Annotated in this window: 25 protein-coding genes and 1 tRNA gene; 20 read left to right on the top strand and 6 right to left on the bottom strand. The window is 71.4% G+C overall.

Annotated elements, in window-relative coordinates; all coding sequences use genetic code 11:
• Positions 1-182 precede the first annotated feature (182 nt).
• The gene (locus OG207_RS27940) at positions 183-410 is read left to right on the top strand and encodes a hypothetical protein (RefSeq protein WP_329101957.1); all 228 of its coding nucleotides are present in this window, start codon (positions 183-185) and stop codon (positions 408-410) included.
• Positions 411-421: 11 nt separating this feature from the next.
• Here OG207_RS27940 and OG207_RS27935 read toward each other — a convergent pair whose 3' ends face one another.
• Complete coding sequence (locus tag OG207_RS27935) at positions 422-826, bottom strand: hypothetical protein (RefSeq protein WP_329101955.1); 405 nt, start codon at positions 824-826, stop codon at positions 422-424.
• A 100-nt stretch (positions 827-926) separates the two neighbouring features.
• Between OG207_RS27935 and OG207_RS27930 the strand changes: the two genes are divergently transcribed.
• The 18 genes from OG207_RS27930 to OG207_RS27845 all read left to right on the top strand — a co-directional run bounded on the left by OG207_RS27930 (position 927) and on the right by OG207_RS27845 (position 14,238).
• Positions 927-1,256: an RRQRL motif-containing zinc-binding protein gene (locus tag OG207_RS27930; protein WP_329107936.1), complete on the top strand. Its 330-nt coding sequence runs from the start codon at positions 927-929 to the stop codon at positions 1,254-1,256.
• 25 nt (positions 1,257-1,281) lie between these two features.
• Entirely contained in the window at positions 1,282-1,530 is a 249-nt protein-coding gene (locus OG207_RS27925; RefSeq protein ID WP_329101953.1) for a hypothetical protein, read from the top strand.
• A 33-nt stretch (positions 1,531-1,563) separates the two neighbouring features.
• Positions 1,564-2,181: a hypothetical protein gene (locus OG207_RS27920; RefSeq protein ID WP_266817239.1), complete on the top strand. Its 618-nt coding sequence runs from the start codon at positions 1,564-1,566 to the stop codon at positions 2,179-2,181.
• On the top strand, positions 2,178-2,399 hold the full coding sequence (locus OG207_RS27915; protein WP_329101948.1) for a hypothetical protein: 222 nt from the start codon (positions 2,178-2,180) through the stop codon (positions 2,397-2,399). The genes OG207_RS27920 and OG207_RS27915 overlap by 4 nt, the downstream gene beginning before the upstream one ends.
• A 676-nt stretch (positions 2,400-3,075) precedes the next feature.
• Complete coding sequence (locus OG207_RS27910) at positions 3,076-3,546, top strand: hypothetical protein (protein WP_329101947.1); 471 nt, start codon at positions 3,076-3,078, stop codon at positions 3,544-3,546.
• Between the two features lie 16 nt (positions 3,547-3,562).
• Positions 3,563-3,955: a hypothetical protein gene (locus tag OG207_RS27905; protein WP_329101945.1), complete on the top strand. Its 393-nt coding sequence runs from the start codon at positions 3,563-3,565 to the stop codon at positions 3,953-3,955.
• 14 nt (positions 3,956-3,969) lie between these two features.
• Positions 3,970-6,129 (top strand): ATP-binding protein, encoded by a 2,160-nt coding sequence (locus tag OG207_RS27900; RefSeq protein WP_329101943.1) that lies wholly within the window; start codon positions 3,970-3,972, stop codon positions 6,127-6,129.
• Positions 6,126-6,575, top strand: coding sequence for a DUF6197 family protein (locus OG207_RS27895; protein WP_329101941.1), 450 nt, complete (start codon positions 6,126-6,128; stop codon positions 6,573-6,575). Before OG207_RS27900 ends, OG207_RS27895 begins: the two co-directional genes overlap by 4 nt.
• A 17-nt stretch (positions 6,576-6,592) precedes the next feature.
• Positions 6,593-6,748, top strand: coding sequence for a hypothetical protein (locus OG207_RS27890; RefSeq protein ID WP_329101939.1), 156 nt, complete (start codon positions 6,593-6,595; stop codon positions 6,746-6,748).
• A gap of 87 nt (positions 6,749-6,835) precedes the next feature.
• Positions 6,836-7,630, top strand: coding sequence for a deazapurine DNA modification protein DpdA family protein (locus OG207_RS27885; RefSeq protein ID WP_329101937.1), 795 nt, complete (start codon positions 6,836-6,838; stop codon positions 7,628-7,630).
• Positions 7,631-7,652: 22 nt separating this feature from the next.
• Positions 7,653-7,829 carry a hypothetical protein gene (locus OG207_RS27880; protein WP_329101935.1) on the top strand — a complete coding sequence of 59 codons (177 nt, stop codon included), beginning with the start codon at positions 7,653-7,655 and terminating at the stop codon, positions 7,827-7,829.
• Between the two features lie 11 nt (positions 7,830-7,840).
• Positions 7,841-8,500, top strand: a complete 660-nt coding sequence (locus tag OG207_RS27875) for a hypothetical protein (protein WP_329101933.1) — start codon at positions 7,841-7,843, stop codon at positions 8,498-8,500.
• 86 nt (positions 8,501-8,586) lie between these two features.
• Positions 8,587-9,528, top strand: coding sequence for a bifunctional DNA primase/polymerase (locus OG207_RS27870; protein WP_329101931.1), 942 nt, complete (start codon positions 8,587-8,589; stop codon positions 9,526-9,528).
• Positions 9,525-9,836: a hypothetical protein gene (locus OG207_RS27865; protein ID WP_329101930.1), complete on the top strand. Its 312-nt coding sequence runs from the start codon at positions 9,525-9,527 to the stop codon at positions 9,834-9,836. Before OG207_RS27870 ends, OG207_RS27865 begins: the two co-directional genes overlap by 4 nt.
• Entirely contained in the window at positions 9,833-11,374 is a 1,542-nt protein-coding gene (locus tag OG207_RS27860) for a YfjI family protein (RefSeq protein ID WP_329101928.1), read from the top strand. Before OG207_RS27865 ends, OG207_RS27860 begins: the two co-directional genes overlap by 4 nt.
• 413 nt (positions 11,375-11,787) lie before the next feature.
• Positions 11,788-12,024, top strand: coding sequence for a helix-turn-helix transcriptional regulator (locus OG207_RS27855; RefSeq protein WP_329101925.1), 237 nt, complete (start codon positions 11,788-11,790; stop codon positions 12,022-12,024).
• A 67-nt stretch (positions 12,025-12,091) separates the two neighbouring features.
• A complete protein-coding gene (locus OG207_RS27850; RefSeq protein WP_329101923.1) occupies positions 12,092-13,339 on the top strand; it encodes a tyrosine-type recombinase/integrase in 1,248 nt (415 codons plus the stop codon).
• A gap of 338 nt (positions 13,340-13,677) precedes the next feature.
• A complete protein-coding gene (locus OG207_RS27845; protein ID WP_329101921.1) occupies positions 13,678-14,238 on the top strand; it encodes a hypothetical protein in 561 nt (186 codons plus the stop codon).
• 47 nt (positions 14,239-14,285) lie between these two features.
• On the opposite strand, the gene OG207_RS27840 is transcribed toward OG207_RS27845, so the two are convergent.
• The 5 genes from OG207_RS27840 to OG207_RS27820 form a co-directional block, all read right to left on the bottom strand.
• Positions 14,286-15,758 carry a bifunctional phosphatase PAP2/diacylglycerol kinase family protein gene (locus tag OG207_RS27840; RefSeq protein ID WP_329101919.1) on the bottom strand — a complete coding sequence of 491 codons (1,473 nt, stop codon included), beginning with the start codon at positions 15,756-15,758 and terminating at the stop codon, positions 14,286-14,288.
• An 80-nt stretch (positions 15,759-15,838) separates the two neighbouring features.
• Entirely contained in the window at positions 15,839-17,104 is a 1,266-nt protein-coding gene (locus tag OG207_RS27835; protein WP_329101917.1) for a thioester domain-containing protein, read from the bottom strand.
• 131 nt (positions 17,105-17,235) lie between these two features.
• Complete coding sequence (locus OG207_RS27830; RefSeq protein WP_329101915.1) at positions 17,236-17,643, bottom strand: single-stranded DNA-binding protein; 408 nt, start codon at positions 17,641-17,643, stop codon at positions 17,236-17,238.
• 122 nt (positions 17,644-17,765) lie between these two features.
• Complete coding sequence (locus OG207_RS27825; protein WP_329101913.1) at positions 17,766-19,637, bottom strand: GTPase; 1,872 nt, start codon at positions 19,635-19,637, stop codon at positions 17,766-17,768.
• 4 nt (positions 19,638-19,641) lie between these two features.
• Positions 19,642-21,258: a dynamin family protein gene (locus tag OG207_RS27820; RefSeq protein WP_329101910.1), complete on the bottom strand. Its 1,617-nt coding sequence runs from the start codon at positions 21,256-21,258 to the stop codon at positions 19,642-19,644.
• A gap of 332 nt (positions 21,259-21,590) precedes the next feature.
• Here OG207_RS27820 and OG207_RS27815 point away from each other — a divergent pair.
• A tRNA-Arg gene (locus tag OG207_RS27815) sits at positions 21,591-21,666 on the top strand.
• Positions 21,667-21,926: the final 260 nt, after the last annotated feature.

Genomic DNA, 21,926 nt, shown 5'->3' with positions numbered 1-21,926 from the left:
TCCGGCTGGACGATCTCAACCGATCGACCGGACGACTGCGAATCCACAGACCGAACCGGCCCGACCACGAGGTCTGCCTGGACGAGTTCGCTCTCCGGCTCGTCAAAGATTGGCTGGTCGAGCGTCACCACCGGTGGCCACACAGCACCAACCCCTACCTGATCGTCAGCCCCATCACCGCCATGCGCGTCGACCAGCCCGCAGTCACCGCCTCCAACTTCCAGACACTGCGGGACCGGATCGGGATCAACGCCACACAGCTCCGGCAAGACCGATTCCTCGACGAGGCTCGCGAGACTGCGGACCCGATCCGGCTGATGCGCCTGTTCGGAATCACCTCCCACACCGCGATCCACTACGTCCGCGCTGCCTGTCCCGAGCGCTTCACCATCGACCCGACCCAGGCATGACGAGATGCTGTCTACTCTGCTCCGTTGCTGTTCAAGGCCGTGAGTACGTGATCCAACTCATTCGGCATCACAGCGACAAGAAGGGCCCCTTCGGGAGAGGTGCACTCAACGATCCTGCACCCAGCGTTGATCTTCATCGCCTCACGCAGCGACGGTGAACGCACGCTGACCCGACGCAATCCTTCGGGAAGGGATACTGCCGCACCGGCCTTGGTCCGGGGCTCCCAGGCCAATAAGGAGGGGCCTATCAGCAGTCGTCCACGAAGCCATCGCCCTTCAAGCGAAGGATGCCGGAGCAGGCAGGGAACCTTGATCACATTTCCCTGAGCGGCGCTGTCGGCACGTTGCTGCACTTTGCGGCGGAAGAGCCACACCGTCAGCCCTGCCGCTGCCAGGGGAAGCACTAGTTCGATCATTGAAGCATTCAAGCAGCGCTGAACCTGAGTGCCCATCCCTTCAAATGGTCGCCATTGCAGCAGGTTCGCTTCCAGCCGACCTTCAGAATCTACGAACCCGCTGGTTTCTGTCTACCGGTGGCGCCTGGCCCCGGACGGGCTCGCCACCCGCCGGCAGCTCCGCGCACTCGGCCTCCGGCCCGGGGGCCAGGACGTCGTCGCCCAGATCGAGCGGCCCCGCCGGAAGCGGGGGCCGCTGGTCGCCTACCTCTACCGCATTGACCGGGCCCGCCCGGTCCGCCCGATGACCGCCCGGCGGGCCGCCGCTCTGGCGAAGGCCAACGCGGCCCGCCGCCGGTGCCCGGCCTGCCGCCGCGACGCCGGATACGTGATCCCGGCCTCCCTCGGCATGTGCACCCCGTGCGCGGACGCCCCGCGCCTCGCCGCCTGAACACCTGACTCTTCGAGGAGTTTCCGTGACCTCCCAGACCTCCACCACCGCAACCACCGCCGCGCCGGCCGCTGCGCAGGGCTCCCACATGTGGGTGCTGACCCTGGAGATTCCCGGCCGGGGGATGAGCACGCAGTACGGGACGTGGACCCCGCCCGCCGACGCCACCCGCTACGACGTCTTCGTCGCGCTCCGGGGCCACCTCGTGACCCAGCACCCGGAGATGGGCTCCGCGAACACCGTCTTCTTCAGCCTGGAGCCCAACCGGCTGTGACCTGCAGAACCGAGCACCGGAAGGGAGGGAACCATGTCCGGCATTGACTGGGACGAGGAGTTCACGCGCATGAACACCGCGGCCCCGGAGAAGCCCAGCACGTCGTCGAAGTTCTCCGCCACGATCGGCAAGATCGGCGGGGTCCGCCGCAACACGGCCGCTCTCGCGGTGTGCGGCACCATCGCCGTCCTGGCGGTGTGCGGCACGGTCGTTGCCGTCACCAGCATGCAGGGCGAGCAGGCCGCCCAGGACCGGGCCCGCGCCAAGGAGCAGGCCGCGAACGCGCTGGTGGAGGCGGAGGCGGACAAGAAGCGGGCCGAGACCGAGGAAGCCGCGGCCAAGACGCTCTACGAGCGGGAGATGTCCGTCTACCTGGAGTGCATGAAGATCCGGTCGGCGGCCGTGGCCAAGGCCGCCTCGTACGACGTCGCGAAGATCCCCTCCTGCACCGCCCCCACCCTCGGCGGCAAGGCCCCCAAGGCGGAGGAGTCCGGCAGCGCCGGCGGGTCAATGACGTCCAGCCCGTGGCTGTGGGTGGCCCTCGTCGGCGGCGCCGGTCTCGTCGCCTACAAGAAGCTCTCTACTTCCTCCGGTTCCGGTGCCGTCACCCCCGCGAGCAACAAGGGATTCACCTTCGAGAAGGGTGCATGAGAATGACGCTCCAGTTCTTCGCCCTGGCCCTGTTCTGCTGGGCCTTGTTCTTCACCTTCAAGAAGATGAAGGGAAAGCAGATGGTGATCTGCATCATGCTGATCGTCTCCGGGATCTTCCTCCCCTACACGCCGTTCAGCGAGGAGATTCGCAGCACCCTCGCATCCGTCTTCAACACGGCGAACGACACCGTCGGCAACATCGGCTCGTCACGCTAGGCCACCACCCGCCCCGGTTACCGGTTACCGGTTACAGCCCACAGACGCCGGTTCGAGCCTCCCTGAGGGGCCCGAACCGGCGCCCACGGGGCCTGTAACCGGTAACCGGTAACCACCCGCAGCCACACAGTGTCACAGAGGGAGGCTCGTGGAACTCCTCGTACTCCTCGCCATCAGCTACCTCGTAGGCGTCGACAACACACACGGCAAATACGAGAAAGTCGGAATCAAGAAACCCCCGCCGAAAACCCAATCCAAATGGTCGCCCACGCGGGCACCGGACACCTTCCGAAACGCCTCCTACAACGCGGCAGCGAAAGCCCATTACGGGCTTCTGGTAGGCGCCCACTGGGCCGGAGGCCTGCGTGACGGATGGCGCTCCGCCTACATGAAGAAGCCCCGCACCACGGATTCCGGTTCACCCGCAGCCACACCGCCGGGCGGGGCTCCACAGGCTGCTGCTGGGGCCACCGTGCCGCCGAAGCCCACTTCTCCTCCGGCGGCCCCACCGCCGGAACCCACACAGACCCCGACGCCCCCGCCGGCCGATCCGCCGTCTCCGCCGCCTGCCGATGCGCCGGCCGCCCCGGCACCGGGCCCGGTGATGCCGCCGCCCGGCACCGTCCCTCCGCCTCCGAAGGTCTCGATCCCCGAACAGATCAGGAAGGACCCCACGATGCAGCCCAACCCGCCCACCCCGCACACCGCGACCGTCGACGAGACGGGTGTCCACGTCACGACCGCGGCCGGGAAGTCCCGCACCTACAGCGGCGGTGAGGTCATGACCCTCACCCAGGTCATCGACCTCGCCGAAGGCGCCGCGACCCTCTGCCAGTCCAGCACCGAAACCTGCCTGGAGCTGGTGGACGAGTCCACCCAGCTCGCCGCGGACTGCGACGTCCTGATCGCCGAGATCACCGAGAAGGGCGTCGGGGACAACCTGATCGGCAAGTGCGAGCACCTCAAGGAACAGCTCGCCCTTCAGGCCGCCGCCGCGAACAAGCTCCACGACCAGATCCAGGGCGGCGAGGAAGCCTGCCGGACCGCGTCCGCGAACGCCGAAGTCCGCCACGGGGCGATCTTCCGGGCCGTGGCCGACTCCCCGCTGACCAAGCCCGCCGAACGCGACTTCTACAACGCCCGATAGCAGAGGAGAAGCCTGGATGTCTGTCACCGAGTCCCTGAAGGACGCCGTCACCTACGCGGCCCTGCGCGCCAAGCTGGCCTGGCTCACCCACCAGGTCCACGTCCACGCCGAGACCGTCACCACCCTCGCCGCCACCGTGGACGAGACCGCGGAGCAGATGCAGGACGCCTCCGAAACCATGAAGGCCCTCGCCGTCGACACCGCCACCACCGCCGAGTTCGCCGACGCCGCGCTGACGATGACCGGTGCGAAGGAAGCCGCCGGCGCGTACACGGCCGCGGCGGACAGTGCGGCCGCGGCCGCCGACGACGCGAAGACCACCGTGGAGACCGATCACGGGGGCATCGCGGACGCGGTGGACACCTCCCCGGTCGAGATGGCGGAAGCCTCCTTCTACGCCCAGCAGTAAGGAGGGCAGGACCCATGGGGCCGACCCGAGCACAGTTCATCCAGTACGCGCCCGCTGCCCTGGCCGTGGGAGCTCTCACGGTCGGCCCCTGGTCCGCTCTCGCCGCCGCGGCGGCCGGAGCGGGGGCGTGGGCCGTCGGCGCCTCCGTCCCCGCTCTGCGCTCCCTGATCGCCTGCGGCATCACCGCCACCGGATCCGGCATCGCCGCCCACCAGCTCCTCTCCTCCGGCATGGACCCGCTCTTCGCCCTCGGCCTCGCCGTCCCGGCCGGCGCGGCCGCCCTGGCCCACCACCGCAACACCGCCGCCGAACTCCCCGCCCTGCCCGCCACGGTCCCGGCGGGGGAGTCTTCGCAGGCGCAGGTGATCACGGCGTGGTGGACGGAGTTCATCTGCGGCCCGACCCAGACCGAGGGCCGCAAGCTCATCCAGCCCGGCGCCACACTCGCCCACCTCACCCTCGACGTCGGCGAGGACCACGTGTCCTTCACCGGGATCATCACCCTCCCCCAGGGACAGCAGGTGAGGGTGAAGGCGGCGGACATCGCCTCTGTCTACGGAGTCCCCGTCTCCCAGGTGGAGATGGGCGACCCCAAGCACTACGCCCCCAACGCCCTGCCCGTGGCGGTGCACCTCAAGCAGCCGTCGGCGGCGCCCTCCATCGTGGCCGGTACGCCAACGTCTCCGGAGGAGCTGTGGGCCGCGCACGTCGCCGTTCCGGATGGAGCGATGCCCGGCACCACGCTGACCCTCACCCGCTACACCGGGCCGCTGGACTGGGAGGGGATCGCCACCCGCGACCGCAAGGCCATCGGAACCGTCAACCTGCAAGACCTCGCGGCGAACCTTGCACTCTCCAGCATCCAGGTCGCCCTGGCCCCGACCGAGAAGCCCTCGCAGGTGGGGGTGCGCGTGATGAAGGAGCACGCGCTGATGCACGGCACCATGCTCTCCACGGTCGTCGGCGAACTGGCCATGGACTCACGCGGCTACGTCCGCCTCGGCACCTACATCGACGGCCAGGCCGCGCTCGTCCCCCTGGCGCAGTCGGGTTCTGGTGCCCGCCACCTCTACCTCGTCGGCGGGTCCCGGTCCGGGAAGTCCGGGGTCCTGGAGCAGGTCCTACTCTCCGCCCATAAGTCTCGTATCGCGGTGATCCTGGCCTCGCCGCAGGCCGGCACCATCGCCGGAGCCCCGCTCGCCGCCCACTGCGGGGACGGGCTGGACGAGGCGATGGGCGCCCTGCGCCTGGCCTACGCACTGATGCTCGACCGCGAGGCCCGCTACCGCACCCCCTCCTTCCCCTTCACCGACCCACTCGTCCTGATCGTCATCGACGAAGCCCACATGCTGCTGTCGGCCTCCTCCCAGTACCACGCAGAGGCCAAAGCGATCGTGGAGCAGCTCACCCGCCGGTCCCTCAAGCGCGGTATCGGCGTGGTCCTGGCCACCCAGACCCCCCTGGCCGAGGACCTCGGCAACTCCTCAATCATCCGCTCCCAGCTCCTGATCGGCGGCGGCGCGGTGTTCCTGCGCTGCGCCAAGGGCCAGGGCTCCCTGGTCGGGGCGAACGCGGTCCAGGGCGCGGAGGGCATCGACCTGTCGATGATCCCCGACTCCTGGCCCGGCCAGGCCCAAAGGGTCGCCGACCGGGACATGAGCGGCCTGGACACCACCGCCGTCGCCCACCCCGAGGACGGCACCTTCGGCCTCGGCTACCTCCTCACCCCCGGATCGCAGGCCGTCCAGTTCCGCTCCCTGTACCTGGACGTCCCGCCCGTCTCCCTCGCCGGGCACCAGGAACCCGTCGATGTGGAGGACTGCCAGGCCTGGCAGCACCGGGACGCCATCACGAGCACGCCGATGGTCGACCAGCGCGGCAGGAATCTGATCGGCAGCCTTGCCGACCTTCTCGCCAAGGCCCAGCAGGGCCCGGGCGCACTGCCGCAGCAGCAGGCACAGACCGACCCGGCCGGCGCCTCGGCTGTGGGAGACGGGGCCGAGCTGATCAAGCCGCGAATCCTCGAACTCCTCAAGGAGGAATCCATCCCCATGACCGCCGAGACCATCGCCCGCAAGCTCGGCACCACCGCGAAGAACGTCAAGCCGCGCCTGTCCGAGCTGAAGAAGCGGGACGAGGTCACCAACGAAAACGGACTGTGGAGGGCAGCATGACCACCCGCACCCAAACCAGCTTCACCCCCATCGACCCGGCCCTGTACGCGAAGGCATTCCAGCTCCTCGACCCCACCCCGAAACCCATCCCGGCCACTCCCGCACCGGTACCCGTCATCCTCGCCGCGGCACCGGCCGTGCACCGGCCTGGGCCGGTCGAGAAGACCCTTACCCAGGCCCTCGCCTTCCTCGACACCCAGGGGTGGGCCAAGCACCGGCTCATCCACCCCGAGGGCGCCCGCTGCTCCATCGGCGCCCTGCGAGCGGCCGCCGGCACTCGCAACGGCGCCTACCGCGACGCTGGGAACCTTCTCCTCGCGGAGGCCCGCCGGCAGCACGGCAAGCAGTGGGAGGCCATCCCGGCCTGGAACGACAACCACACCGGAGCCCAGGTCCGAGGCGTGTGGGAGGCCGCCATCCGGCGCGCAGCCCATCTGAACATCTGAACCCGTTGGAGCCAGCCGTGTCGTTCCACTTCACCGACCCCAAGCCGGACCGCGAACCGTCCTTCTCCTTCACGAAGCCGACGGACGTGAAAGAGCAACTGCAGGCGATCGCCGACCTGGCGCACGAAATCCTCCGCCTCGTCGCCGACGTCCGCAGGCAGATCAGCAACTGAGCGCCTCGCACAGCAGACACAACGAGGGCGGCCCTGTCTCACCAGAGACTGAGGCCGCCCTCATCACGACGGGAGGGCACAAGCAGGATGCTGTTCTACCTGACCACCCACAAACGGCACTGGGTCCGTCTCAGCGACAAGCCGCTGTTCTTGAAGGCCGAGCACTTCGCGGTCGCACGAGACCTGCCGCGAGCTCTCGGCCGGTACGCGGTCGACTCCGGCGGGTTCACGGAGCTCCAAAAGCACGGCCGGTGGACTCGCACCCCGGCCCGGTACGTCGAAGACCTGTACCGGATCTGGGAGGGCGTGGGCCCGTTCGACTGGGCCGCCCCGCAGGACTGGATGTGCGAACCCATCGTCATCCACGGCGGACAAGCCGGCCCCGTCCGCTTCGCTGGGACCGGGCTCACCGTCGCTGAACACCAGCGCCGCACCGTCGCCAACTACCTCGAACTCCGCGCGCTCGCCCCCGACCTGCCGATCATTCCTGTGCTGCAGGGCTGGGAGATAGCCGACTACGAAGACTGCATCACCCTCTACCAGCAGGCCGGCATCGACCTCACCGCAGAAACCGTCGTCGGCCTCGGGTCGGTCTGCCGACGGCAATCCACCCGCGAGGGCGCCGCCATCGTCACCACCCTCGCCTCGCACGGGCTGCGGCTGCACGGGTTCGGGTTCAAGACCCTCGGCCTGGAAAGGGTCGGACACCTCCTCGCCTCCGCGGACTCCCTCGCCTGGAGCTCCCACGCACGCCATCGGCCCCCGATCACCGGCCACACCCACAAGAACTGCGCGAACTGCATCGACTACGCCATGCGCTGGCGCACCCGCGTCCTCGCAGCACTCCCCACCTGGCAGCAACCCGAACTCGCTGCCGCCTAACCCAGCAACCCGGAAGGCCCTCATGAACCAGCCCCAGCCCCTGACCGAACGCGTCACCGACGCACTCGCGCTCCTCACCGGGCAGCGCACCGTCCGATGCCCGCACCCGGGATGCCGGGTGTCCGTCCGCTACCGGCACGTCACCCCTGACGAGGCCAAGCGGCTGACCGACCTGGCCACCGACCACACCCGCCACTGAGGAGACACCACATGACCACCACCACGATTCCGTGGTTCGAGACCCTGACCGACAGCCTGTCCGCCCTCGGCGCTGCGGCCCGCGAAGCCCGCATCGCCCACCGGGCCGCCCAAGCCGCCGGCGCGCAGTACCACCTCGCCCGCCTCCGGCCCGTCCACGGCGCCATCAGCATCCCCGGCCAGCCGTCCGCGGTCCCGGACCGGCCGCACGACCGGACGCTCCTCGCGATCGTGGCTGCCCACCTCGCCCACGAGTGCCGCGTGGCTGAGCTGTACGACGACGCGGCCGCCGCATACGCCTATGGGGCTGCGTGGGCGCTCCTGCGCGTCCTGGACGGCCAGCAGCCACCCCTCGTCGAACTCAGCCGCCAGGCCGACGGCCGCACCGCCATCCCGGACGAGCTGTTCCCCGTCCCGCCCGCCTTCAAGGGCCTCGACGCCTGGGACGGACACCAGCAGTTCGAACGGGCGCGAGCTGAACTGGGCCGGGTTGGTGACCTGTGGGCGTATGTCCGCGGCGCCGACCGGCCGGACATCCCCGACACCTTCGACCTGGCCGACGTCAACGAGAAGCTCGCAGCCGTCCCCGACGCCGCTTTCGCCTATGGCCAGCTCGCCGAATCGGCGCTCACCTTCACGCTCCTCGACCACCGCCACTCGCACCGCCATTAGCTACGCCGAGGGCGGCCCCCTCTCACGCCAATGAAGCGAGGCCGCCCTCGTCCACAACCCTCAACAGACCTGTGGAGGACACCAGCATGACTGACCCCACCGACTTCCCGCGAGACCCCCGCCGACCGGCCTTACCCACTCACCTGCGTACAGCGCTCTGGCTCGCCGGAATCGGGCTCCCCGTCCTGCCCCTGCGCGCGAGCAAGCTCCCCGTCGGGAACTGTGTCGCCTGCACCAGTAGCAAGAGCGCCGGGCCCTGCCGGTGCGGTGACCGTCCGAACATGAAGTTCGCGGGGCCCTGCCAGTGCCCGGCCCCCTGCCATGCCTGGGCCGCTGGCACCACCGACCCGGCCGTCCTCACCTCCCCGGCGTGGGCCCGGGCCTGGCGGCAGGCCGGAGGGGTCGCCTACCACCCCGGCGGAGCCGGGCTCACGGTCGTGGACCTCGACAATGCCGAAGCCGTCGTATGGGCCCGCCGGCACCTGCCCGCGACCAAGACCGTGGCAACCACCCGGGGTGAGCACTGGATCTACCGGGGCGCCGTGCAGTCCGCCAACGGGGTCCGGCCCGGCGTGGACATCAAGTCTCTGATGTCCTACGCCCGCTGGATCAACACCGGGACCGGCACCATGACCGTCCTGCCCGACGCCGTCCGCGCCCTGGTCGGCAGGGAAGAGTCCACCTCCACCCGCTCCCGGAGAGGGGAGGTGGACTCTTCCTCACCGGCCCGCGCCACCTGGGACCGATCCGTCGCCACCGGCTGCCGCCACAACGACACCTTCATCCGCACCGGCCTGGAACGCGGGCTCGCCAGGATCACCGCCTGCCGCGACGAGGGCGCCGGATCCAAGGCCTACGGCGTCGCCCGCTTCCTCGCCAACCAGCACACCGCCTGCCCTGGCCCCTGCGGCCTGGAGATCCTCGCCCGGCAGATCATCGACGTGGCCGTGTCCGTCGACGTCCCCGAGGCGTACGCCGAGCGGGCCGTCACCAACGGATTCGGCGCCGCCCTGGTGAGGACATCGTGAGTACCCACTCCAGCCCCGCCGAACCGACCCCAGCTCGGGACGGCAATGGCGCGCCGAAAGTCGTCGCCGAAGGCATCCCTTCATCTGTTCGCCCTGACCCCCACGCCGACGACGGACGCCGGCCCGTCGCCTGGCTCCACATCGTCGCCCCGCCCTCGTACGGCGCCACCCCGTCCGTCCGGTCCTGGTGCTCCTGCGGCCGCGACATCTTCGCCGCCGGCCTCACCCGCGCCCTCGCGCTGGTCGAAGACCACGAACAGCACCGCACCCTCTGCCCGCTCCTCGACCAGCGAAGGGAAGCCGCATGAGTCCGCACGACCCTGAGCTGTGGGCCGGGTTCGACGAGATGACCCCGGAGGACATCACCGGGCCCGGGTGGGACGAGCCCGTACCCCTCAACCCGCGTGGGCAGCTCCCTGCGTTCCCTGTGGACGCTCTGCCCGACTGGCTCGCCGCCATGACCGCCGGGGTCGCGGAGGAGACTCAGACACCCGTCGACCTCGCCGGGTGCCTCGCGCTGGCCGTGATCGGCACCGCCGCCGGCGGACGCGTTACCGTGAACGTCCGCGGGCAGTGGAGCGAGCCCGTGAACCTCTACACCGCCGTCGCCCTGCCGCCTGGCAACCGCAAGAGCGCCGTGTTCGGGCTCATGACTAAACCCCTCCTCGCCGCCGAGAAGGCCCTCATCGACCTCACCGCACCCCAGCGGGCCGAGGCCGCAGCCTCCGCCCGGATCGCGAAGGCCGCGGCGGAGAGGGCCGAGAAGATGGCCGCCAACGCCGATGCCGACAAGCTGGCCGGGCTGACCGCCCAGGCCATCTCGCTGGCCGAGGCCGCCGAGCGGGCCGTCGTCCCAGTCGAGCCCCAGCTCGTCGCCGACGACATCACCGCCGAAAGCCTGACCAGCCTCCTCGCCCAGCAGGACGGGCGGATCTCGATCCTGTCCCCCGAAGGCGAGATCTTCGAGATCATCGCCGGACGGTACTCCGGGGTCCCGAACATGGGGATCTTCCTCAAGGGCCACGCCGGTGACATGGCCCGCGTCAACCGGCAGGCCCGTGATCCCCAGTACATCGAGAACCCCGCCATCACCATGGGCCTGGCCGTCCAGCCGGACGTCCTGGACTCCATCGGGCAGATCAAGGGCGCCGACGGCCGCGGCCTGCTCGCCCGGTTCCTCTACTCCAAACCGCAGTCCCTCGTCGGCTACCGCAACCTCACCCCCGAACTCCTCAGCCCCGAAACAGCCGGCACCTACGCCCAGAAGCTCGGGTGTCTGGCCCTGACCCTCGCGGGCTGGACCGAGACCGCCGAACTCTCCCTCACCCCCGAGGCGGACGCGGTCCTGCTGGCCTACCAGCGCGTCACGGAATCCCGACTCCGCAAGGACGGGAGCCTCGCGCCGATCGTGAACTGGGCCAGCAAGCGCGACGGAGCCGTCGCCCGCATCGCCGGGCTCCTCCACCTCGCCGCCCACCCCGAGGACGCCTGGACCCGGCCAATCGCCACCGAAACCATGGCCGCCGCCACCCGCCTCGGGGACTACTTCACCGCCCACGCCCTCGACGTCTTCAACGCCATGAAGGCCGACCCCGCCCAGGAAGCCGCCCACACCGTCCTGACCCACCTCAGCGAGACCCGCACCGCCACCTTCACCAAGCGCGACCTGTTCCGCGCGATGCCCCGCAGCGAGTTCCCCGCCATGGGTGACCTCGACCCCGCCCTGAACCTCCTGGAAGAGCACGGCTGGATCCGCCAGCAGCCCCCGCCACCCCGCACCACACGCGGCGGCCGGCCGCCCTCCCCCCGCTACGAGACCCACCCCCGCCTCACCCCCGCCGCCTGAAAACCCCCCAACCCACTGACAGAACTGACAGAACCTCCCGACCAGCCCTGTGACCTGCGAAAACGAGCACTTTCGGAGCTCTGACAAAACCTCCGAAAACTCTGACAGAACTCCAAAAACCTCGCCGCGGGCGAGCCGTCCGGTCTGACAGAACCGAGGTTTTCGAGGTTCTGTCAGAGTTTTTTGAGGTTTTGTCACGCGAGCCAAACCAACCAAAACAGCAGGTCAGAGGCCACATGGCGAGGTTCTGTCAGTTCTGTCAGTGCTTTCCGGGGTTTTCGCACCCCGGACCGAGCTGAAGGAGCCCGATGGCCCGTCGGTAGATGACGCGATGACGCAGAAATCCCAGCCTCGGACAGCACGCGAGCCTCGCGCCCACCCGACATGCCCTGCCGATCCCGCCGGAGGAGCACATGACTGCCCCGAGCGACCCCCGCGCCATCCTGCGCGGCGGACTCCCCGACCGATACCTCAACCCCGACGACGTCGCCGAAATTCTCGATGTCCCCGTCGAGACGCTCTACCAGTGGCGCAAAAAGCGGACCGGCCCGCCCGGGTTCCGCGTCGGCAAGCACACCCGGTACGACCCCGCCGACCTCTACGACTGGATCGCCGAGCAGAAGCGCTTGGACATCAGCCAAGCCGCGTAACCCACCACCCAACCGCTGAGGGCGGGCCCACCCGGGCCCGCCCTCACGCATCTCAGAAAGGCCCCACGTGGCAGGCCACATCCAAGACCGCTGGTACAAGACCGAGACCGGGCCCGACGGCAAGACCCGGCGGGTCAAGACCGACCGCTACGGCACAGGCATGCGCTACCGGGCGCGGTACGTCGGGCCCGACGGCACCGAGCAGTCTCAGAGCTTCCCGGACCGGGAGAAAGGCCGGGCCGAAAAGTGGCTCACCCGGATCAAGGCCGACATGGACTCGGGCCAGTTCTTCGACCCGAAGGCCGGACGGATCACCTTCCGCGAGTACGCCGATAAGTGGCTCGGCGGACTGACTACCGACATGGTCAGCCAGGAGGCGGTGAAGAGGCGGATCCGCCTTCACGCCGTCCCCTATCTGGGCACTCGCCCGATGGGGTCGTTCAAGCCGGAGCACGTGCGCACCTGGCTTAGCGACCTGACGACGTCGCTCCCCAACGCGACGTACCGGCGGGCGATCTACGACTCTGTGTCCTCGCTGTTCAACGCCGCCAAAGACGACGGGGTGATTCGGTCAAACCCTTGCCATGCCCAATCGGTCAAAGCACCGGAGCCTGACCCGCGGCTGGTTCAGCCGTGGTCCGAGAAGCGCGTGTTGGCCGTAAGGGCTGGCCTGCCCGACCGCTTCACCGCAACGGTGGACATCGGCGGCGGCTGTGGCCTTCGGCAGGGTGAGATTTTCGGACTGGATCGAGAGAACATCGATGCCTCGACGGGGTGGCTCTACGTCCGGCAGCAAGTCAAGCGCGTTGGCGGAAAGCTCGTGTTCGCGCCGCCGAAGCGAGGCAAGCTCCGCGACGTGCCGTTGAGCCCCGTGACTGCTGCGGCCCTGAGCGCCCATATGAAGCGCTTCCCGCCGGTCGAGGTGAAGTTGCCTTGGAAGACTCCGGATGGGCCGCTGGTGGCCCGTCAGCTCGTCTTCACGAGCGCTGTGGGCCATGCCATCTGGCGCAGCTACTTCGATGACCACGTATGGAAGGCCGCCCTCGCGTCTGCCGGCGTCATCCCGCCTAGGGAGCGGGGCAAGCGCTACGCTGCGGCGCCGGACGACGGCATGCATGCCCTAAGGCACTTCTACGCGTCGGTACTTCTGGACAGTGGTGAGAGCATCAAGGCGCTGAGTGTGTACCTCGGGCACTCCGACCCCGGCTTCACCCTCCGGATCTACACACATCTGATGCCGAGCAGCGAGCAGCGGACGCGCTCGGCCGTTTCAGCGGTCTTCGGCGCCTCTCCGGGCACCCCTGAGGCGGCCTGACGGCCCACAGACGGCCCACGGCCCCGCTACGGCCCCTGGTCAGCGGTTCCTCCGCAGGTCAGGGGCCCTTCAGTAGCCCCTGTTCGCCAGAAACACCCCATCTTGCCGTACGTCCATACCCGCGGGCGAATGGGTAGGTCAGCCGCCCCTGCCCCGGGCCGCGATCGGAACCGACCCCCCGGCCTGCGGCCACTTTCGCCGGCCCGACGGAACCTCCGTCCACGAGGCGGCCGCCCCGGGGGCATGAGGCCCGATCAGGGCCTCCGCGCCGCACCGGGGCCGGGCAGGATGGTGGGGAGTGCGGGGGCGCGGCCTCCGTCGGCCGTACGGAGGTACATGTGAACAACGCGCTGCTGGCGCTCGCCGGCGCGATCGTCGCCGTGACCGGCACCCTGCTCGCACCGATCCTCTCGCAGCGCGTGCTCGCGCGCGTACAGACGGAGCAGTTCGAACGGCAGCAGCGGGCGGCCGACGCCCAGTGGCTGCGCGAGCAGCGCATGGCGGAGGTGGAGAAGCGGCGGGCCTGCTACGTCACGGCGAACTCCGGCTACCGCCGCTACCGCATCGAGCTCATGAAGTACCTGTGGCTCGTCCACAAGGGGGAGGCCACCGCGCAGGCGCGGGCCGATCTGGAGGAGACGCGGCACTCCATGCACACGGCCTTCGCGGAGGCCCAGATGGTCGCTTCGGACGCGGTACTGCGGGAGCTGGACGCGATGACGAGAACCCTGGCCGGCGCGTACAGCCGCACCCTGCACCTGGAGGACGGCGACCCGCACCCCGGCTGGGCGTTCGATGAGATACAGGCCGAGCTGCTGCAGCTGGGGGACCACTGGAAGAACATGCGCGGCATCATGCGGGCCGACCTGGGCGTGGATCCGGGGCCGGCCGACTCCTGACCGGCGCGGCGCCCGGACCCGTTCAGCGGGGCGGTCAGCCGACCCGGTCAGCGGGGGCGGTAGACGGTCAGGGCGTCGGGGATCTGGTCGAGGACGAGGGCGGCCGGGGCCTCGGCGTACTCGCCGTCGTAGGCGAGCGGGGTGCCCGTGGGGATGTCCGCGATGCGCAGGCTGCGCAGCCGGGTGGCCACGTGGACGGGGGAACGGCTCAGCGGGCCCGTGAAGGCGGCGGCCAGGAGCCGGGGGCCGGGGCGCCCGCCGCCGTGGACGAGCCGCAGGTCCAGCAGGCCCTCGCCGAGACTGTCGCGGCGGCGGGGGGTGGGGCCGGTGCCGTGGTAGGTGCCGTTGCCCGCGAAGAGCAGCCATACGCTCCGGGGCCGCCCGGCCAGCCGCAGCCGCACGGGCCGCTGGGAGCGCAGGACCCGCCAGGCCGCCAGCAGCGCGGCCGGGCCGCCGCCGATGCGCGGGGCCCAGCGCAGTCGGTGGCCCAGCAGTTCCGGATAGGCGCCGATGCTGAAGTTGTTCAGGAAGTAGCCGCTCTCGCCGTCGGGCCCCGGGGAGAAGCGACCCACGCCGACGCGGACGGCGTGCCCCTGTGCCACGGCCTCGCACGTCGCCTCGGCCCCGGCGAGGCCGAGGTCCATCGCGAAGTGGTTGAGGGTGCCGCCGGGGAACACGGCCAGTGGCACCCCGGCCCCCAGTGCGGCGGTGGCGGCCGCGTTGATCGTGCCGTCGCCGCCGCAGACCCCGAGCACGGTGGCCCGCGAGGCCGCCTTCGCGAGCGTGGCGGGCAGTTCCGGGCCCTCGCACTCGATCACCTCGGCCGCGGGCAGGCGCGTGCGCAGGACGTCGAGTCCCTCGGCGGCCGTGCCCGACCCGCTGTTGACCACCACGGTGAGCCCGGCCCCGTCGGGCAGCGCGGGGGCTCCGGCGGCCGTCCGCTCGTCGCCCGGTACGACCCGGGCCTCCTTCGCGTCGCGCGCGAGGCGGCGTACGACGAACCCGGCGGCCACCCCCAGCGAGGCGCCCACCAGTACGTCGGAGGGGTAGTGCACCCCGGTGTAGACGCGGGAGAACGCCACGGAAGCGGCGACCGGGGCCAGGACGGCCCCCCAGCCCGGGGAGGCCAGCGCCACCCCGGTGGCGAAGGCGAAGGCCGACGCGGAGTGCCCGGACGGGAAGGAGGTGGTCTGCGGCTGCGTGGTCAGCTGCCGGTTCAGGGGCACGCCCTCCAGCAGCGGCCGCGGCCGGCGTACGGACCACTTGCCGACGGTGTTGATGGTGGCGGAGGCGAGCGCCAGCGAGGCGACCCCGCGCACGGCGGCCTTACGGGCACCGGCCGACCCGAAGACCGCGATCGCCGCGGCGGCCCCGCCCCACAGCACCCCGTGGTTCGCGGCCCGGCCGAGCCGCGGCAGCACCCGGTCGGCCCCGGGCCAGTGCCGCCGGGCCACCGCGTCGAACACCCGACGGTCCCACCGGGCGAAGGTGCCGGACCAGGTCAGTTCTTGATCAGCCATCTTCTGCCCCTACCCCGGGTGGCGGATCCGAATCCGGTCCGCACGCCCACCCGGCCCATCGAACCCGTTCCCTCGGCGCCTCAGGGCGTGTCCTCTTCGTCCAGCGGGCGCTTGCGGAGCAGCAGCACCACCAGGCCGCCCAGGACCACCAGGCCCACCGCCAGGGAGGCGATGACCGGGGTGGCCGCCGAACTGCCGCTGGTCGCCAGCCGCTCATCGTCCGGAGAGGTCGTCGCGAGGGCCGAGGACCGTCCGCCCAGTACCTCGGCCGCCGCGCCGGAACCGGCCCCCGGGGCATCGCCCGAGATGGCTTCCACCGCCGTCGCCGGGGGCTGCGGCCAGACCGCCGTGGCCTTCGCGGCGGCCGCGGACTCGCTGGAGCCGGCCACGATCTGGGCGTGGGCCGGCAGCTCGCCGGTGAAGACCCGCCCGACCGGCACCTTGGTCGTGCCCTGGACGGCGACCGAGGCCGTCCCGTCGGGGGTGCCCGCGGGCACCTCGAAGTACAGCCGGCTCCCGTTGACGGCGGTGGCCAGCGGCTGCCCCTCGGCGTCCACCACCCGCACCCCCATCGCGACGGCCGCCGCGTCCGGGATGACCGACACGCTCGGCGCGCCGGTCCGTACGGTCACCGGGCCGAGCCGGGTGCCCACCGCCCCCGATACGTCGCCCGGGTCCAGCCCGAGCGAGGCCGGCGGCTCCGGCAGCTGCCCGGCGGCCCGCTGCAAATAGTCGGCCAGCTTTTCGGCCGCCGGGTCCGCGGCCTCGACCTGCGCCCCGTCCGCCAGCCGCCAGATCGCCACCTGGGTCCCGGCGGCCGCGCTCTGCGCCGTGAGGGCCCCGGCCCCGGCCGCCTTGGCGAGCCCGGCCAGATCGTTGTGCTGCGGGTAGGAGTGTTCCAGGACCCAGCGGATCCGGCCCGCATCCTTGTTGCCGGCGAGCGGGCTGCCGCTCCAGGCGCTCTCGGTGTACCGGGCCTGGGGCTGGGCGTTGCCCGTCACGCCGACCCCGTACGTCTGGAGCATCCCGCCGCCGTCGACCCGCATCTCGAACAGCCCGGCCGGGATCTGCCGGACCGAGCCGTCGCCGGACCGCAGGACCGCCAGCCCGAACGTCTTCAGCCCGTCCAGCACGGCGCTCGCACCCTCGGGTGACCTGGGTGCCACCGGGCCGGAGTCGGCGGCCGCCGGCACCGCCGGAGCGGTGGCGAGGGCCGCGGCCAGCAGGGCCACCGCCAGCGGCCGGCGCGCGAAGGCCCGTACTGCGGCGGCAGGTTCGAGAGGAACCGGGGCAGGAGCCGAAGCGGGAGCAGGAGCTGGAGTAGGAGCCGGAGCTGAAGTTGGCACGTGCTCAAGCGCAGACGCAGGAGTGGAATCAGGAGCGGAGGATGCGGGAACGGCAATCGACACAGTCTTCCCCTTCGGGCCAATGACCCAGGTGCCCGTGAGTACCGGGGAATCCTATCCGCCTCGAACACTCAGACCACCGCCGCCTTCTGAGTGGCCATCAGCGGCGTGTCCGTCCGCACCACGCGCCGGAAGGCGGCCGTCCCGCGGTTCAGGTCGTGGCCGACGGCCGTCGCGTCGATCTCGGCGGAGAACCACCGGTTGCCCTCTCCGTCGGGCGGGTCCTCCCGCACCCGCAGCCGCCCGTGCACCACCAGCGGCTCGCCGATGGATACCGAACCGGCGAGGTTCACGGCGAGCGCCCGCCGCGCCCACACCGTGTAGAAGCTGGTGGTCCCGTCCGTCCAAGCGTCCTTGCGCCGGTCGAAGTACCTCGGCGTCACCGCGAAGCGGAACCGCGCCGCCGGACCGTTCGCCGTCTCCTTGTAGTCGATCTGCGTCGCCACATAGCCCACCAGCGTCACCTGGGTGTCGTACATCCCGGCAGCCCTCCCCCATGGTCGCGGTCCGTATGGATCCGCACGGACCAGCCGTACGGACCGTCCGCACGCGGTACGAACCATGTTGGGGCGAGCCGCCGATCCCCGCTCCGGCCTGTGGATTACTGCCGGGTTGTGGACAACCGGCTCCCCCCTGCGGCCACCGTGGCGTACTGCTCCCGCACCTCCCGGTAGCGCAGCAGCTCCGCCGCCACCGGCTCCAGCACCCGGGCCCGGCCGCACCCGGCCGCCGCCTCCCGCAGTCGGCGCTCCGCGTCCTGCCCGTACCTGCGCGCCGGGCCCCGGGCCGCGATCGAGCAGGACCACTCCACGAGCGGCCCGCCGATGATGCCCGCCACCATCAGCAGCACCGGCGGCATCAGCCGCGGCTCCAGGACCCCCACGATCTGCCCGACCAGCCACAGTCCGCCGAAGATCTGCAGCAGGGTCATGGCCGCCTGCCCCAGCACGGCCGCCGGCCACCACGTGGGCCGCGGCGGTTTGACGCTCGGCACCGCGACCGCCGCCCCGAGGGTCACCGCGATCTCGTCCAGCGCCTCCGGCAGCCGGTCGGCGCCGCGCACCGCGGTCTCCCGGACCGCCTGCGCCCACGGCACGGGCAGCCCGGACACCGCCTCGTCGGCGACCACCCGGACCGCCTGTTCCACCCGCTGGCGCGCGGTCACCTCCTCCTCGACCGGGGCCTCGGCGACCACCTGGCCGCGCCCGCCGATCACCGCGAGAGCGGCCAGACCCGCCAGGGTGCGCGGCGCGCGGCGGCCCTCGTACCAGCGCCACAGCCGCAGCCACGGCGTCCCGCACGCCTTTCCGGCATTGCGCCGCCAGGCGCGCTCGGCTGCGAGGCCGGCCGCGTACGCCCCGACCGCCTCGGCGAGCCGGTCCTCGAACTCGGCGCGCGCGGCCTCCCCGATCTCCGGCCCGGTGTGCCCGTCGGCCACGTACAGCGGTCGCAGCCGCGCGGCCGCGCGGTCGACGTCGGCGGAGATCCGCCGGGTGGCCGCGCCCTTCTCCTGGGTGAACTGCCCGAGGAGCTCGCGTAGTTCCCCGACGCCCTCTCCGGTGAGTGCGGACAGCCCGAGGACGGTGGCGCCGGGCTCACCGTGCTCGCCGAGGGCGATGCCGTCGTCGTCGAGGAGCCGGCGCAAGTCGTCCAGTACGAGGTCGGCGGCCTCCCCGGGCAGCCGGTCCACCTGGTTCAGGACGACGAAGGTCACCTCCGCGTGCCCGGCGAGCGGCCGCAGGTACCGCTCGTGCAGCACGGCGTCGGCGTACTTCTCCGGATCCACCACCCACACCACGGCGTCGACCAGCGCCAGCACCCGGTCCACGTGGTCCCGGTGGGCGCCGACCGCCGAGTCCAGGTCGGGCAGGTCGACGAGGACCATCCCGCGCAGCGCCTCCGCCTCCGAGGTCTCGCGGGGCCGGCGCCGCAGCCGCCCCGGGATCTCCAGCCGGTCCAGGAGTCCGGCGGCTCCGTCCGACCAGCTGCACGCGATGGGCGCGGCGGTGGTCGGGCGGCGCAACCCCATCTCGGAGATCTGCACACCGGCGAGTGAATTGAAGAGCGTGGACTTGCCGCTTCCGGTAGCTCCGGCGATGGCGACGACCGTGTGCTGGGGCGACAGCCCGCGGCGCGCGGCCGCCTCGTCCAGCACCCGCCCGGCCTCGGCGAGGGTCTTTCCGTCGAGCCTGGTCCGGGACAACCCGACCAGCTGGCGCAGCGCGTCGAGGCGTAGCCGCAGGGCCTGTCCTTCGGGGCTGAGCGGGGGCGCGGTCGACTTGCCGCCGTCGCTGCCGGCGCCGGAGACGGCCCGTACGAGGGCCTCGTCGCCCTCGTCGCCCTCGTCGCCCTCGCGCCCCTCGCCCCCCTCGCCCCCGTCCTCGTCCGGGTCCCCTGCGACGGCCCGGGGGCGCGAGCGCGCGATGAATCCGTCGTCCCAGCGGTCGTCGGTGCGGTCGGTCAGGGCGGTCACCGCGTCACCTCTCCTTCTGCAGTACGGACAGCGCGGCAATCAGCTCGGCCTGTGGTTCCGGGGTCACTTCGAGCGCCTCCAGCGGGGCGAGCCGGCGGTCGCGTTCGGCGCGCAGCACCTGGTCGAGGTGGTCGCCGACCAGTTCCCCGCCCCGGTCGCGCAGCCGCAGGGCGGCCTGCGCGCCGATCCGTTCGGCGAGCTTCTCCCCCGCGGGGCGGGCGCGTTTGCCGCCGAGGAGGGCGGCGGCGAGCAGGGCGGCCACGCCGTCGGGATCGGGTGCGGGCTGCCGGTCGCTCTTGGCCACCTCTTCTTCGGCGAGTTCCTCCAGGACCCGCCGCCAGCGGCGTACGGCCATGCCGATGCGCTCGCCCGCCTCCCGGTCGGGCGCGGGCAGCGAGAGCGCGCCGGCGGCCGGCTCGCGCCGCCAGGCCTCGGCGATGCGCTCGTCGGCGGCGGCGACGGCGCACTGGAGGAGCGCGGCGAGGGATTCGCAGAGCGAGTCCAGCAGTTCGTCGGCGCTCGTGTCGAGCGGGTAGCCGCGCCACCGGGTCAGGGCGTCCCCGGCCAGTACGGCGCCGCGGTCGAGGCGGCCCCGGACCCGCTTGCCCTCCCGTTTGTACGCGTCCTCGACGGCCGAGGTCAGCCGTACGGCGGCGGCGTGCTGGGCGGCGACGGCGGAGGCGAGCTCCGGCATCCGGCGCCGGAGGGATTCCAGCGCGCCGAGCGCGGTGCGCCCCACGGCGTACTGCCGGGCGGCCGGGTCCTGCGCGTGGTGGGCCAGCCAGGCGAAGAGCGGGGCGACGGCGCTGGCCGGCAGCAGCCCGCCCCCGCCGGTGGACTCGGGCAGTTCCGGGACGGTGAAGCGCGGTACGTCGCCCAGCCCGGCCTTGGTGAGCAGGGCCCCGTACTGCCGCGAGACCTCGGTGAGCACCTGGTGCGGGACCCGGTCGAGGACGGTGATGAGGGTGGCCCGGTACTGCTTGGCGGTGCGCAGCAGGTGCCAGGGGACGGCGTCGGCGTACCGCGAGGCGGTGGTGACCATCACCCAGACGTCGGCGGCGCAGATGAGTTGGGCGGCGAGGGTCCGGTTCTCGACGACGAGGGAGTCGATGTCGGGGGCGTCGAGGATGGCAAGCCCGCGCGGCAGGTTGGAAACGGTCTCGATCCGCATCTCGCGGGTCGCGTGGGTGTCGGCCGGTCCGCGGTCGCGGGCCCGGGATCTGGCGGCGGGGGACACCTCCTCCTCCCCGTGCGGCACCCAAACCCGCATCAGGTCGGGCAGTACGCGCATGCCGGCGAACCAGTGGTGGTCGTCCGGGTGGCAAACGAGCACCGGTGTGCGCGTGGTCGGGCGCAACACCCCGGCTTCGCTGACCTGTCGGCCGACGAGGGAGTTGACGAGGGTGGACTTACCGGCCCCGGTGGACCCGCCGACGACGGCGAGCATCGGCGCCTCGGGCGCCTTCAGCCGGGGTACGAGGTAGTCGTCGAGCTGCGCGAGCAGCTCGGCTCTGGTCTGGCGGGCGCGCGGAGCGCCGGGCAAGGGCAGCGGCAGACGCACGGACGCGACCCGGTCGCGCAGGGCGGACAGGGCATCGAGCAGCTGAGGCCGAACATCCAAGGTCACCACATGCGAAGAATGCCCAATTTAGGACCATTTTTGAAGCTTATACGTCCTCTGCGCGCCGACCGCGACTCCAGTGAGACATTCTGGGCACGACGGACGAGTGGGGCGCAGGCATAACGAGTGCACAACACCAGGGGCGTCGCGGCGCAAAAGCGATGCGAGAATCGCACCTGCCTGCGATTATCGGGACCGCTTCACCGAACCTCCACATCGTGGCCCGCGAGTGAAGCAACCGGGACAAGGCAACCGGAGCCCTATCCTTGATCCGGCATGGACCACAGCCCCACCCCCACCGGGGGCTCCAGGCCCACCAAGGCCGCCTTCCGGCCCCCGTAGCTCAGTGGATAGAGCAGGTGCCTTCTAAGCACTTGGCCGCAGGTTCGAGTCCTGCCGGGGGCACCACTTCCGCACCGCCCGAAGCCCTCCCTCCGCGGAGGGCTTCCGCGCAGGTCATCGGCACTTCGTCGCGGACGTCGCTTTCAGATGTGCCGGCCACCCGGACCCGTGCTCCGACGTGCTCGAGGGTGAGGTGCCGCCGGCGGATCGGGCTGGCCGGACGGGGAATCCGATCAAGCTTGTGATCTTTGACTGCGGCGGCGTCCTGATGGACAGCGAACGCCCGCGTCGCTTCCGGCAGCGGTGTCGCCGCGGCCCGAGCGGCC

The sequence above is a fragment of the Streptomyces sp. NBC_01439 genome (genome assembly GCF_036227605.1).
Lineage (GTDB): Bacteria > Actinomycetota > Actinomycetes > Streptomycetales > Streptomycetaceae > Streptomyces.
The sequence above is the reverse complement of the archived record's forward strand: the minus strand, read 5'-3'. Positions and strand labels throughout refer to the sequence as shown.

Bases quoted from the DNA above. Each gene is read 5' to 3' on its own strand.
- OG207_RS27870 (WP_329101931.1), top strand. From the start codon at position 8,587: ATGACTGACCCCACCGACTTCCCGCGAGACCCCCGCCGACCGGCCTTA.
- OG207_RS27895 (WP_329101941.1), top strand. From the start codon at position 6,126: ATGACCACCCGCACCCAAACCAGCTTCACCCCCATCGACCCGGCCCTG.
- OG207_RS27920 (WP_266817239.1), top strand. From the start codon at position 1,564: ATGTCCGGCATTGACTGGGACGAGGAGTTCACGCGCATGAACACCGCG.
- OG207_RS27840 (WP_329101919.1), bottom strand. From the start codon at position 15,758: ATGGCTGATCAAGAACTGACCTGGTCCGGCACCTTCGCCCGGTGGGAC.
- OG207_RS27880 (WP_329101935.1), top strand. From the start codon at position 7,653: ATGAACCAGCCCCAGCCCCTGACCGAACGCGTCACCGACGCACTCGCG.
- OG207_RS27900 (WP_329101943.1), top strand. From the start codon at position 3,970: ATGGGGCCGACCCGAGCACAGTTCATCCAGTACGCGCCCGCTGCCCTG.
- OG207_RS27940 (WP_329101957.1), top strand. From the start codon at position 183: ATGCGCGTCGACCAGCCCGCAGTCACCGCCTCCAACTTCCAGACACTG.
- OG207_RS27935 (WP_329101955.1), bottom strand. From the start codon at position 826: ATGATCGAACTAGTGCTTCCCCTGGCAGCGGCAGGGCTGACGGTGTGG.
- OG207_RS27830 (WP_329101915.1), bottom strand. From the start codon at position 17,643: ATGTACGACACCCAGGTGACGCTGGTGGGCTATGTGGCGACGCAGATC.
- OG207_RS27885 (WP_329101937.1), top strand. From the start codon at position 6,836: ATGCTGTTCTACCTGACCACCCACAAACGGCACTGGGTCCGTCTCAGC.
- OG207_RS27915 (WP_329101948.1), top strand. From the start codon at position 2,178: ATGAGAATGACGCTCCAGTTCTTCGCCCTGGCCCTGTTCTGCTGGGCC.
- OG207_RS27860 (WP_329101928.1), top strand. From the start codon at position 9,833: ATGAGTCCGCACGACCCTGAGCTGTGGGCCGGGTTCGACGAGATGACC.
- OG207_RS27875 (WP_329101933.1), top strand. From the start codon at position 7,841: ATGACCACCACCACGATTCCGTGGTTCGAGACCCTGACCGACAGCCTG.
- OG207_RS27910 (WP_329101947.1), top strand. From the start codon at position 3,076: ATGCAGCCCAACCCGCCCACCCCGCACACCGCGACCGTCGACGAGACG.
- OG207_RS27905 (WP_329101945.1), top strand. From the start codon at position 3,563: ATGTCTGTCACCGAGTCCCTGAAGGACGCCGTCACCTACGCGGCCCTG.
- OG207_RS27855 (WP_329101925.1), top strand. From the start codon at position 11,788: ATGACTGCCCCGAGCGACCCCCGCGCCATCCTGCGCGGCGGACTCCCC.